The sequence below is a fragment of the Pseudomonas sp. 58 R 12 genome (assembly GCF_900005865.1).
In the GTDB taxonomy this organism is placed as follows: domain Bacteria; phylum Pseudomonadota; class Gammaproteobacteria; order Pseudomonadales; family Pseudomonadaceae; genus Aquipseudomonas; species Aquipseudomonas tritici.
In genome coordinates this window covers 40,833-53,449 of record NZ_CVTP01000024.1, presented here as the reverse complement: position 1 = coordinate 53,449, position 12,617 = coordinate 40,833, and the positions used below count along the sequence as shown (strand labels likewise).

At 62.4% G+C, this 12,617-nt stretch carries 13 protein-coding genes; 12 read left to right on the top strand and 1 reads right to left on the bottom strand.

All coding sequences use genetic code 11. The features are described from left to right. Positions 1–216 precede the first annotated feature (216 nt). The 10 genes from BFP95_RS21105 to BFP95_RS21060 are packed head-to-tail and all read left to right on the top strand — an operon-like array spanning position 217 to position 10,260. Entirely contained in the window at positions 217–810 is a 594-nt protein-coding gene (locus BFP95_RS21105) for a transposase (protein WP_065910650.1), read from the top strand. A gap of 59 nt (positions 811–869) precedes the next feature. Then, positions 870–2,453 (top strand): ShlB/FhaC/HecB family hemolysin secretion/activation protein, encoded by a 1,584-nt coding sequence (locus BFP95_RS21100; protein WP_065910649.1) that lies wholly within the window; start codon positions 870–872, stop codon positions 2,451–2,453. A gap of 24 nt (positions 2,454–2,477) precedes the next feature. Further along, positions 2,478–4,277: a DUF2341 domain-containing protein gene (locus BFP95_RS21095; RefSeq protein WP_065876190.1), complete on the top strand. Its 1,800-nt coding sequence runs from the start codon at positions 2,478–2,480 to the stop codon at positions 4,275–4,277. 11 nt (positions 4,278–4,288) lie between these two features. Continuing rightward, a complete protein-coding gene (locus BFP95_RS21090; RefSeq protein WP_010211136.1) occupies positions 4,289–4,714 on the top strand; it encodes an ExbD/TolR family protein in 426 nt (141 codons plus the stop codon). Positions 4,715–4,717: 3 nt separating this feature from the next. Continuing rightward, the gene (locus BFP95_RS21085) at positions 4,718–5,425 is read left to right on the top strand and encodes an energy transducer TonB family protein (RefSeq protein WP_065910648.1); all 708 of its coding nucleotides are present in this window, start codon (positions 4,718–4,720) and stop codon (positions 5,423–5,425) included. A 43-nt stretch (positions 5,426–5,468) separates the two neighbouring features. Beyond that, positions 5,469–7,169 (top strand): putative porin, encoded by a 1,701-nt coding sequence (locus BFP95_RS21080; RefSeq protein ID WP_065910647.1) that lies wholly within the window; start codon positions 5,469–5,471, stop codon positions 7,167–7,169. Positions 7,170–7,187: 18 nt separating this feature from the next. Beyond that, positions 7,188–7,814 (top strand): DNA repair protein, encoded by a 627-nt coding sequence (locus BFP95_RS21075; RefSeq protein WP_065910646.1) that lies wholly within the window; start codon positions 7,188–7,190, stop codon positions 7,812–7,814. A 20-nt stretch (positions 7,815–7,834) separates the two neighbouring features. After that, a complete protein-coding gene (locus tag BFP95_RS21070; RefSeq protein WP_065881380.1) occupies positions 7,835–8,293 on the top strand; it encodes a YbjN domain-containing protein in 459 nt (152 codons plus the stop codon). After that, positions 8,290–9,231, top strand: coding sequence for a peptidylprolyl isomerase (locus BFP95_RS21065; RefSeq protein WP_065910645.1), 942 nt, complete (start codon positions 8,290–8,292; stop codon positions 9,229–9,231). The genes BFP95_RS21070 and BFP95_RS21065 overlap by 4 nt, the downstream gene beginning before the upstream one ends. A gap of 51 nt (positions 9,232–9,282) precedes the next feature. After that, positions 9,283–10,260, top strand: a complete 978-nt coding sequence (locus BFP95_RS21060) for a LysR family transcriptional regulator (RefSeq protein ID WP_065889415.1) — start codon at positions 9,283–9,285, stop codon at positions 10,258–10,260. Positions 10,261–10,505: 245 nt separating this feature from the next. Here the strand turns inward: BFP95_RS21060 and BFP95_RS21055 are convergent, their stop codons facing one another. Beyond that, positions 10,506–11,372: a LysR family transcriptional regulator gene (locus tag BFP95_RS21055; protein ID WP_065910644.1), complete on the bottom strand. Its 867-nt coding sequence runs from the start codon at positions 11,370–11,372 to the stop codon at positions 10,506–10,508. Between the two features lie 93 nt (positions 11,373–11,465). Here BFP95_RS21055 and BFP95_RS21050 point away from each other — a divergent pair, with 93 nt between their 5' ends. Further along, positions 11,466–12,008, top strand: coding sequence for a DUF4865 family protein (locus BFP95_RS21050; RefSeq protein WP_065889419.1), 543 nt, complete (start codon positions 11,466–11,468; stop codon positions 12,006–12,008). Between the two features lie 54 nt (positions 12,009–12,062). Next, positions 12,063–12,617 (top strand): histidine phosphatase family protein, encoded by a 555-nt coding sequence (locus BFP95_RS21045; RefSeq protein WP_065910738.1) that lies wholly within the window; start codon positions 12,063–12,065, stop codon positions 12,615–12,617.

Below are 12,617 nucleotides of genomic sequence, written 5' to 3'. Positions count from 1 at the left end.
GGGCGGAACCATAACCCGCCGTTACTTAAATAACGGATATACACCCCGACCAACCATCAAAAAAATTGCCCCCCTCCCAATCCCAAATGAAGCTTTCATGACAAAAGTTCGGTAGCTCCCGGCCACCCCCGTCTCTCCTATGTAACGCGCTGGAGGCCGCCACAAGCTGCCTCCCCAGCCGTCAGCAAGACGCCAGGAGTGGGGCAAGTGGGAACTATGGAACGTTACTCGAAAGTAGGCATGCAGGAGCTCGACCAGCGCCTGTCGAAGATCGTTGAAGCCGCGCGCAAGAAGCCGGTTTCGGTGTACCGCTACGGTGCGCCGTGGGTGTGGATCGTCTCTCAGGACGACTGGCAGGGCGCGTTGAAGGAAGTGTCCAGCTACATCCCGGCGGGCCATTCCCTGGTGTTGCTGCGCCCGCAGATCGACGAAGTGCTCGACCAGCACCGTGAGTGGCTGGTGGCCGAATCCGCGATGTCGATCGCCCCGCACACTGTGCTGCAAGTCCTCTTGCTGCAACTGCTGTATTCGGTACCCAGCGAGCAGCAACTGCATGAACAGCTGAACTACAACCTGCTGTTCCGCTGGTTCGTCGGCCTGGACCTGACCCAAAAGGTCTGGAGCCTTCATGTCCTCACCCGCGACATCGCCACGCTGCTGAATAACCCGCGTGCGGTGCAACTCATCCAGAAAATCATCGGTGACGTGTTTTGTGGCGCCTTGCTGCACATGCCGGAGTTCTCGCTGAACTTCGCCCTGTTGCACACCTGGCTGGCACGCCACGGCAACACCTCGATCACCAGCAATTGAGCAGGCCGCATGCCGGGCAATCGGTGGCGGCGCAAAAAATCAGAATGTCAGGGGGCGGTGTGGAGCATCTGTTCAAATTAACGCTGGCGCTGTGTTGCGTGACGCTGGGGAGCGTGACGCAAATCGCGTTGGCCGAGGAAGAGCAAGCGGCGCGCAAGGTCGACGTCAACGAGTACTTCGTGCGCGGCAACACGGTGCTCGATGCGGCGACGATCGAGGAGGCTGTGTACCCGTTTCTCGGTCCGCAAAAGACCTTGGGCGATATCGAAGGCGCCCGCGATGCGCTGCAGAAGATCTACCAGTCGCGGGGCTACCAGTCGGTGTTTGTCGAGCTGCCGGAGCAGAAGGTCGACGACGGTATCGTCTACCTGCAAGTCAGCGAAACCAAGGTAGGACGCGTGCGTGTGGTCGGCGCCAAGCACTATTCGCCGGTGGAAATCCGCGAGCAGGTGCCGGCGCTTGAAGAGGGCGCGGTGCCGGACTTTGCCACGGTGCAAACCCAGTTGGCCGGCCTCAACCGCAGTGCCGGGCGTCAGGTCACGCCGCTGGTACGCGAAGGCCAGCGCCCCGGCACCATGGATGTGGATTTGCAGGTGGAAGACCAGAACCCCTGGCACGCCAGCCTCGGCCTGAACAACGACTACAGCGCCGACACCGAGAAGCTGCGCTCGGTGGCAACCCTGGGTTACGACAACCTCTGGCAACTGGGCCACAGCATTTCGCTGACGTACTTCACCGCCCCCCAGGACACTGAGAATGCCAAGGTCTGGTCCGGTTCCTATACCGCCCCGTTGAACGAGCGCTGGACCTTGCAGTTCTCCGGTTACCAGTCCGACAGCAACATCGCCACCATCGGCGGCAGCAACGTGTTGGGCAAGGGGCATTCCTATGGGGTGTCGGCGATCTACAACCTGCCCGCTGCCGGTAACTGGGCCAACTCGTTCTCGTTCGGGGTCGACTTCAAGGACTTCGACGAGGAAATGAAATTTGGCTCCAGCAGCGACCAAGTGCCGCTCAAGTACGCGCCATTCACGTTGGGCTACAACGGCTATCGCTACGCCGAGCAATCCCAGCTGGGGCTTGGCTTGAACCTGGTCGTCGGCACCCGTGCGTTCTTCGGTTATGGCAGCGACGCCGAGGAGTTCGACTACAAGCGCTACAAGGCCAGCGCCAGTTTTGCCGTGCTCAAGGGCGACCTGAATTACACCTACACCTTCGCCAACGATTGGCAGTCAGCCACCAAAAGTGGCTTCCAGCTGGCTTCGGGGCCGCTGGTCTCCAACGAGCAGTATTCCGCCGGCGGCGCCACTTCGGTGCGCGGCTACCTGGCGGCGGAGCGCACCGGGGATGAGGGTTACTTGCTCTCCCAGGAACTGCGCACGCCGTCCATGGCCAAGTTTCTCGGCAGTTATGTGCAGGAATGGCGCTTTTATGCGTTCGCCGAAGGCGCGCGCATGCGCCTGCACGACCCGCTGCCCGAGCAAGAAGACGAATACAGCCTGGCCAGTGTCGGCCTGGGCACCCGCGCCAGTTTGAGCAAATGGTTGTCCGGCAGCCTGGATTGGGGCTACCCGCTGCTCGATGGACCGAACACCCAGAAACAGGACTCGCGACTGCACTTCAGTGTGCAGGCGACTTTCTGACTTTTTCTTTCGGAGACTTCACCCATGCAACGCCTATTCCTGAGCCTGTTGATCTGCCTGGGCTTCGCGCTCCCGGCCACCGCCCATGCCTGGTGGCAGGACGATTGGCACTACCGCAAACAGATCTCGGTAGACACCACCGCCCAAGGCGCCGCGATCAACCAGGCCCTGGGCCGCACCGCGCTGCTGGTGCGCCTGCACACGGGCAATTTCACCTTTGACGGGGTGAAGGAAGACGGTGCCGACCTGCGTTTTGTCAGCGCCGATGACAAGACCGTGTTCAACCATCAGATCGAAAGCTTCGACCCGTTGATGGGCATGGCGCTGATCTGGGTCGATGTGCCCAAGGTCGAAGGCGGCCAGCGCCAGGACCTGTGGATGTACTACGGCAATCAGAAAGCCCCGGCCACCGCCAACGGCCAACTGACGTTTGATCCGAACTACACCGCGCTTTACCACTTTGATGGGGCCAATGCGACACCGCCCCGGGACACCACGGCCTACGCCAACACTGCACTGAACGCCACTGGCGCGAGCATTGACGGCGTGATCGGCCGCGCCTTGCAGTTAGGCGGCCAGCCCTTGATGTTGCCGGCCAGCCCATCGTTGCAGCACGCAGCCGGTGGCGCATTCACCTTCAGTGCCTGGCTGCGCCTGGACCAGGCCAGTGGCGAGCAAGTGGTGCTGGCCCGTCGCGACGGCTCTCACAACCTGCTGCTGGGCTTGAACCAAGGTATGCCGTTTGTGGAAATCGACGGCCAGCGCGCCGTGTCGACCCAACCGCTGAACCCCGGCCAATGGCAGCACCTGGCGTTCACCGCCGAGGGTGAAAAGGTCTCGCTGTATGTGAATGGCCGCGAAACCGCGACCCTCGCCGTCGCCTTGCCAGCGTTCAATTCCCAGTTGGCCATTGGCGCCGACCTGCCGGAAGCGGGCAGCACGCACCAGCCATTCGCCGGGGCCATCGATGAGCTGCGCCTGTCCAAGGTGGCGCGCCCGGCCGCGCTGTTGCTGGCCGACGCCAGCGCCCAGGGCGCCGAGTCGAAGCTGGTGGCCTATGGCGTGGATGAAGAACAGTCCGGCATGGGCTTCGGCAGCCTGGGCTTCTTGCTTAATGCCGTACCGGTGGACGCCTGGGTGATCATCCTGGTGCTGGTGGCGATGATGTTCCAGTCGTGGGTCATCATGCTGCGCAAGAACCGTCAGGTCAGCCGCCTCAGCAGTGCCAACGAGGTCTTCCGCGAGCATTTCGCGCAGATCGGCACCCGCCTGGAAATGTACGCCGACGACACGCAATTGGCTGAGCGCCTGACCCATTCTTCGCTGTGGCGCCTGTACCTGGTGGCGGTCAAGGAAATCCGCACCCGTCGCGCCCAGGGCGCCGACACCTCGTCGGTCTCGGCTGCCACCATCGAAGCCATCCGCTGTTCCATGGACGGCGTGCGCACCCGCGAAAACCAGGCCCTCAGCTCCAAGCTCTCGACCCTGTCCAACGCCATCGCCGGCGGCCCGTACATCGGCCTGCTCGGGACGGTGCTGGGGATCATGGTGGTGTTCCTCGGTACCGCCATGGCCGGTGACGTGAACATCAATGCCATCGCGCCGGGTATGGCGGCGGCCTTGCTGGCCACGGCCATGGGCCTGTTTGTCGCGATCCCGGCGCTGTTTGGCTACAACCGCCTGATCACGCGCAACAAGGAAGTGAGTGCGGACATGCGCGTGTTTGTCGATGAGTTCATCACCCGCCTGGCGGAGATGCACGGCGAGAGCCAGCACAGTGAAGCCGCGCACCGCGCACCGCATCACGCACCGGTTCCGGCCTGAGGAGAGTTGCCATGGCTTCTGTAAATGCCTCCCACGACGATGACGATGATGCCGCCGTCGACAGCATCAACATCACGCCCCTGGTGGACGTGCTGATGGTGGTGCTGGTGATGTTTATCCTCACCGCCACTGCCCAGGTCTCGGGTATCCAGATTCACCTGCCCAAGGCCAGCGCTTCGGTGTCGTTGTCGGAGGCCAAGACCAAGGCGATCTCCGTGAACGACGGCGGCCAGGTGTTCCTTGACGCGTACCCGGTGACCCTTGGCGAACTCGAAGAGCGCCTGCGTATCGAGAAAGCGCTGAACCCGGATTTCCCGGTGATCGTGCGCGGCGATGCGATGGTGCAGTACCAGAAGGTGATCGAAGTGCTCGACTTGCTGCGCCGGCTGGAGCTGTCCCAGGTCGGGCTGGTCACCGGCAAGCCGAGCCAGGGCTGAGCCATGACCGCACAGATCCCAATCGCGCCACTGCCCGTGAAAAAGAAGCCGCCATTGCGCCCGTTGAAGTGGGGCGCGGGCCTGTTGCTGGGCGCCGTGGCGGCCTGGTTTTTGTGGCAGTGGGCCAATGACATGAGTGGCGTGCGCCGCGAAGCGCCCAAGGTGCCGACGATTATCCCGTTGCCGCCACCACCGCCACCGCCTCCAGAGAAACCCAAGGAGCCCGAGCCCCAGGTCGAAGAAAAAGTCCCGGAGCCGGTGCCAAGCCCCGAACCCGAAGAGGTCAAGCCGGCCGAGGAAGCGCCGCCTTCGCCCAACGAAGACCTGGCCAACCCGATGCAGATCGATGGCGACGCTCAGTCCGGCAATGACGGTTTCAACATCGGCGCTGGTAAGGGCGGCGGCATGGCCGGCAGCGGTGGCGGCGGCGGGTTGGGTACCGGCACGTACAAGCAGTACCTGGCCGGCACCTATCAACGGCTGATGCGCGAAGACCCGGAATTACGCAAGAAGGCTTTCTCGATACAGATAGACCTGTGGTTGGGCACCGATGGCCAGGTCACTAAAGCGCTGGTGGCCAAGTCCAGCGGGGATGCCGAGACCGATGCCCAGATGCTCGCGCTGATACGTGCACCGCGTTCCACACAGAAGCCGCCGGCCTCGCTGACGCTGCCCATGCGCCTGTCCCTGAAGGGCCGGCGCCCGGATTAATTGAATGCTTTTTTCAACGGTTTTTTACAGGAGTTGCGTACACATGATTTCCCCCGTGAATCGACTGACCCTGGCGGTCGGCATGGTCATCGCGACCCTGGTCGGCCAGGCGACTGCAGCCCCGGTCGCGCCCTCGGAAAACGTCACTATCAACCTGATCCGCCTGTTGGTGCAGCAAGGCGTGCTCAAGCAGGAAACCGCCAATGGGCTGATCGCCCAGGCCGAAAAGGAAGCCCAGCAGGCACGCCAGGCCAATGCCGCGTCGGTGGTTGCCGCAGGCCCGGTCGCCGCGCCCGGCGACGTGCGTGTGCAATATGTGCCGCAGGCGGTCAAGGATCAGATCCGCGATCAGGTCAAGGCCGAGGTCATGGCCACCGCCAAGCAGGAAAACTGGGCGCAGCCCAATACGTTCCCGGACTGGATCTCGCGCATCAGCTTTGATGGCGATATCCGTTTGCGCGACGAGTCGCGCTATTTTTCGGGTAACAACAGCAACAACATCACTGACTTCGCGAAGCTCAATGACACCGGCCCCTACGACGTCAACAAAAACTCCAATACCAAGTTCCCACCCTTGCTCAACACCCGCGAGGACCGTGAGAACCTGTTCCGCCTGCGCGCACGCCTGGGCATGAAGGCGGTGATCTCTCCGGATTGGACAGCCGGCATACGCATCGCCACCGGCTCTGACAATAACCCGGTGTCCACCACCCAAACCCTGGGCGGCGGTTTCGGCAAAAAAGACGTCTGGCTTGACCAGGGTTACCTCACCTGGGCAACCACCGACTACATGAAGTTGACCGCCGGCCGCATCGGCAACCCTTTCTACTCCACCGACATGATGTATTCCAACGACCTCAACTTCGACGGTGTGGCCGCAGTCTTCAACCACGCCCTCAATAGTGAATGGGGCCTGTTCGGCACGCTCGGCGCCTTCCCGGTCGAATACACCTCCGACACTGCCAGCGCCAACGGTATCGACAAGGAAGACAGCGAGACCAAATGGCTGTTCGGTGGGCAGATTGGCGCTGACTGGAAGATCAATCGCAGCAACCGTCTCAAGCTGGCGGCTGCCTACTACCAGTTCCAGGACATCGAAGGCGAGCGCTCCAGCCCTTGCGCGCCATGGGCGGGCGCGGCGGGTTGCGACACCGACGGCACGCGCGTGGCCTTCATGCAAAAAGGCAACACCGTGTTCAACTTGCGTAACAACACCACCAACCCGGCTGATCCTGCCAGAACACCCGACCCGCAGTTCGTAGGCCTGGCGTCCAAGTTCGATGTGCTGGACCTCAACCTGGTCTGGGACAGCGAGCTGCCGAGCGATTTCAAGCTGCGCAGCCAAGCTAACTTCATCCACAACCTGGCTTACGACAAGGGCGAGATGCTCAAGCGCAGCGAGGGCGAGATCGTCAACAACATCAACAGCAAAGGCCAGTTTGAAAGTGGCGGCAATGCGCTGATGGTCTCGTTCACCCTCGGCAGCGCGTTGGAGATGCGCAAGCGCGGCGATTGGAATGTGCTGGCCGGTTACAAATACATCCAGCCCGACGCCTTGCCCGACGGCTTCAACGATTCCTCGTTCCACCTGGGCGGCACCAACGCCAAGGGGTACTTCATCGGCGCCAACTACGGCATCGAAAAGAACATCTACGCCAGTGCGCGTTGGTTGAGCGCGTCCGAAGTGTATGGCCAGCCGTTCGAAGTCGATGTGATGCAACTGGAACTCAACACGCGCTTTTGATGCGCAGGGAGATGCCACATGAACACGCGAATCTGCGGGCTGCTCTTGGTATTCGTTGCCACGGCGGCCTCGGCTGAAGGCATGGAGGAGCGCTTGCGTACGCAATTGCGCAGCACCACCCAGCAATTGCAGGCGCTGCAAAGCGAACAGGCTCAGGCCAGTGCGGCGCGTATCGCCGCTGAAACCCAGGCCAAGCAGGCCCAGGCGCAAATCAAGCAACTGACCGCTGAGCTGGAGAAGACCCGTGGCGTGGCCGAGCAAATGGCCGGCCAGCAACAGAGCCTGCACAGTCAGGCGCAAGCCCAGGTCGCGGCGAGCAATGAGCAGATCGGCAAGTTCAAGAAGGCTTATGACGAACTGCTGGTGCTCGCCAAGGGTAAAGAAGCCGAGCGCGCTCGCTTGCAGGCACAACTGAGCGAACGTGACACACAAGTGCAGCAATGTTCAGTCAAGAATCAACAGATGTACGGCGTGGCCCAGCAACTGCTCGCGGCCTACGAAAAAATCGACGTGGCCGAGGTGATGAGTATTCGCCAGCCGTTCGCCAGCAGCGCGCGGGTCAAGTTCGAGGAACTGGCCCAGGGCTTTGGCGATGATTTGTACAAGAGCCGTTTCGACGCGCCTCAGGCAACTGCCAATCATTGATAGACAGGGAAGAGATCTCCATGAGCGAATTGATCACCAGCGTCACCACCCAGAGCCTCACCGAGCTGTTGCAGGAATCCGGCTACCGGGTCAATCAGACCGAGCAGAACGGTATCGTGCAATTGCTCAGCGCCAGCCAGGGCATCGGCTTTGCCGTGCGCTTCGGCAACCCGGCGGCGGAGCAGGGCAACTACGTGGATTTCACCTACAGCTGCGCGCTGCGTATCCAGGGCGAGTTGCCTGAAGGCCTGGCCCAGGTGTGGAACGCCTCGCGGCGCTTTGCGCGGTTATCGGTGCAGGGCGAATTCCTGCTGATGGAAATGGACGTGGTGGTGGCCGGTGTTGGCGCCACGCACCTGCGCAGCCAGCTGGAACTGTGGGATCGCCTGTTGCAGGAGTTTATCGTCTACCTGCGTGAATACAGCCAGCAGGCGGCGCAGTTGCAGGCCCAGGCCGACGTCGAGGCGCCCGTATTGTGAAAAAGCCAACCTTGATGGTCGGCGCGGGTGCGCTGGCCCTGCTGGTGGTGGCGGTGGGTTTGAGCGTGCGACCGGGCAGCGACCCGGTGGCGGCTCAGCAACCGGCACCGGTGCTCAACCTTGCGCCGAGCGGTCCAGCGGTGGCTCGCCTGGGTAATCAGCAGATCGACCTGACGGAACTGAAAAGCGTGCTTGCCAGCCTGCCGGCCGAGTCTCGCGAGCAATTACGCGGCAACCGAGGTGCGTTGGAGACCTGGATCCGTTCACGTCTGGCACAAAAGGCGGTGCTCGAACAGGCCGACGCGCAAGGCTGGCGCCAGCGCCCGGAAGTGGAACAGCAAACGCGAGCTGCCACTGAGCAAATCGTGTTTCGCGACTACATGCTCTCGGTCAGCCAGGTGCCGGCCGACTACCCCAGCCCGGCTGAATTGCAACAGGCCTACGACAGCGGCAAGTCGCAATGGATGACGCCGCCGTTGTATCGGGTGAGTCAGATTTTCCTCGCGGTGAATGACCCGCAAACCCTCGACACAGTACGCCGCCAGGCCCAGGAATTGAGCCGCCGCGCCCAGGCGGCACCGGGTGATTTCGCCGCCCTGGCCACGCAATTTTCCCAGGACACCGACTCTGCCGCGCGAGGTGGGGACTCGGGGATGCAGCCATTGCAGCAACTGGTGCCGGAAGTGCGCACTGCGGTGTCGCGCCTCAAGGTCGGTGCCGTATCGGATGTGGTGCAGAGTGCGGCAGGGTTCCATGTGCTCAAGCTCACCGGCCAGCAACCGGCGCGCACGGCGACCCTGGACGAGCTGCGCGAACGCCTGACCCAGGCCCTGCGCACCCAGCGCCAGGAGCAGATCGCCAAGGCTTACCTCGAAGGCATGCTTAACACCGCGACCCTGAGTATCGACGGCGCAGAGCTGAACAAGGTGCTGGAGTAACGCGTTTCAACCCGCATTGGATGCACAGACAGACAAGACAGGGAGTCTCCCATGGCATTTCTAGAACCGTCTGGCCTTCAGGGGCCGTCCGCTTATCGCGCACCTGGCGAGGGGCGTAGTACCTGGCTGGTCCTGGCCAATGAGATTGACCCGGAGGTGGCGCGCTACTTTCTGGTGAGTGCGCGTTGCGGCTGTTTCATGCAGGCGGCGCGCAGTTTGAATATCAAGGCGACGCTGTTGCGCAAGCGCTTGGCGCAGTTGGAAGAGCATCTGCGCCATTCGCTGTTCACCTATCAGGGCAATGGTTTGGTACTTAGCCGCGATGGTCAGCAGTTGCAGGCTCAGTTGATTGCCCTGGCCCATGAGCGGCGCCTGCCGGTCACGGAGCAACCGCTGATTCGGCTAGCGGTGGCTGAGCCGATCCTGCACGACATCCTTGGGCGCGACCTGATTGCCTTGCTGCGACGCAACGCCAGCGTGCGCCTGGAGATCATCTCCATCGACAGCCAGTTGTCGCTGCAAGCAGTGGAGGTAGACGTGGTGCTGTGGTTGTCGGACGCCGACGGCCCGGTGCCGGGCCCGAGCTTTGTCACTGAGCCGCCACGGGCCCTGGCGCGGCTGCAATATTTGCCGCATATCGCCAAGCGTTATTCACGGCTGACAACACGGCCGGACAGCGTGGAAGACCTGAATGACTACATGCTGGTGCAGTGGCAGCCGGATGCGCAGGTTGGCGCGCTGCAGCCGTGGAATCGGGTGGTGGAGCAGCGTTTGGCGGCGGTGGTGCAGGTGCATGCGTATTCGCTGATGCTGGAGATGATTCGTTGTGGCGCCTGTATTGGGTTGCTGCCGCACTACATGAGCAGTTTTGACCGGGGGCTTGTGGCGTTGCCGGGGTTGTTGGCCGAGAGCATGCAGCGCCACGTGTGGCTGGCAGTGAATGCGCAAGTGGGGGATGCGGAGGCGGTGCGGATGATTGTGGCGTTGATCATCAGCACCTTCGAAGGCCGCCGTGAGTGGTTTGATTGACGATGTCATGTCGCCACACATCTTTTGAGAGCACAGAAGCAACCTGTAGTGAGCGGGCTTGCCCCGCGCTGGGTGGCGAAGCCGCCCCAATAAAGACACCGCCGAGTGCCAGATAAAACCAAGTCGCCTGGTTTGGGGCGGCTTCGCCACCCAGCGCGGGGCAAGCCCGCTCACTACAATTGTGAAAATGGCATCACCTGGGCAAGCCAGCTCCCACAAAAAAAGCACACTGGCGGGGGCTGGTTTCAACGTTGCAGCACACCACGAAAGGTCGCGCTCAGGGCGCGCAATGTTTCCCTGGAGCGTGCGTCACTGATCCGGCTGTGAAGCACCACTTCACTCACGGGCAATGCCGGCAACCCATATTGCTCGCTCACCTCAGCCGCGCCAGCGGGTGCCACGCGGTGGGCGAGGGCGGCTACGCCGAGGCCGGCGCTGACTGCCGCCCCCACGGCCATCACACCGCCGCCGACGAATACTTCGGTCCAGTCGATGCGCGCCGCGTCCAGTGCGCGTGTGGCCAAGTGGCGAACGCCGCAGGGCGCAGCCATGGTCGCCATGCGCAGTGGCGTGCCGGGGCTGTGTTGCCAGGTGGGCGCAGCGAACCAGCCGAAGCGTTCCACCACCAAGACTTCGCCGTCCTGGCGGTCACCCTCGTTGCGCACGATGACCGCGTCCAGCTCGTTGCGATCGAAGGCGGCGACCAGGTCGCGGGAGGAGGCGATGCGGACTTCGAGGATCACCAAAGGGTCATAGGCGGCCAGGCGGCTGAGCCAGGTCGGCAAGTCCGGGCCGGCGACGTGGTCGCTGATGCCGATCACCAAGCGACGCGGTGCGTGGGTGCCCATGTCGCCCAGCGCGCGTTCATGGGCGTTGAGCAGCGCACGCGCGGCCACGATGAACTGCTCGCCCTTGGGCGACAGCCGCACGTGCCGTGGCGTGCGCTCAAGCAGGCGATAGCCGAGGCGCTCTTCAAGGCGCTTGAGCTTAAGGCTGATCGCGGCCTGGGAGGTGTCAAGGGCCTCGGCGGCACGGGTGAAACTGGCGAAATCCGCCACCAGTACGAAGGCGTGTACGGTGTCGATATCCAGAGGTTTGAGCGCGTCAGTCATATCGGATCCTTATCGCATCTATATCAGCTCATATCTTGTTGAAATCATCACGGGTGCGCAAGCTGGAACCTCATCTTGCCAGGGCGCTTTTTTATGTTCGCCAAACAGTATTCACACCGCTTGCCCGCCGACTACGACATGAACGTGATTCGCCGACGCGCCGCGCAGTTGGGGCCGTTGTGGGATCACGCTGAAGGGTTGCTGTTCAAGGCGTTTATCGCCCAGGAGACTGGCGGCAATGTGTATTCCTCGGTGTACCTGTGGGCCGACCCCTTGCAGGCCGCTGACTTTTTGCTGGGGGAGCGTTTCCAGAAAGTGCTCGACAGCTTCGGTCGTCCGCATATCGAGAGTTGGCTGCCGCTGGATGTACAACGCGGCCCGGCGCAGAACGCGCTGAGTGTGTATCGGGAGGAATGGCCGCTGGCGCCTGGCGCGGACCGCGCGGGCATAGTGGCCGATGAGAAACGACGGAATCAGCACTTGGCGGATAGCAACGACACGTTCGCGGTGTTCCTCGCGCTGGACGTACAAGCGTGGCGCTTGGTGCGGTTTACGCTGTCGGCCAAGACGCTGGATGCCGAGCATCCAGGCACGGGCTACCAGGTGCTCTATCTGGCACAAGGCGTTGCGCCCTAGCGATAACTGCGCCAGTCTTGGTGGCCTTAATCCTTGTCGTTGAAACAATCCGTGATCCAGGCCACCCGTTTGACACTCATCTGCCATGCCGCCACGCCGCTGCAAAAGCGCGGGCGTTTTCAGGACGACGAGGCGGTGGCGATGGATTGGCAGGGGGCGGCGCTGTCCCTGGCCGGGCGCTATAAAAAAACCCGGCGTTTGTTGTGCGGGCCGGAAATGCGCGCACGGCAGACTGCCGGCTTGTTCGGCGGTGACGCAGGAGTCGAAGACGCCCTGCGTGACGCTGATTTCGGCCAGTGGAAAGGCCAGGCCATCAGCCAACTGAATGGCGATCAGTTAAACACCTGGCTCACTGACAGCACGTGCGCACCCCATGGCGGCGAGTCGGTGGATGACGTTTGCACGCGTGTCGCGCAGTGGATGAAATCCCTCGAAACCCAACCCGGCCATGTGGTCGCCATTACGCACCCCTTTGTGATCCGCGCCGCACTGCTGTACGTGATGCGGTTTCCGCTGTCGATGTTCTATCTCATCGACGTCGAAGCGCTGTCAGCCACTGAACTTCGCTTCAACAAGGCCTGGCGCCTGCGCCTGGAAACTCACGCCTAG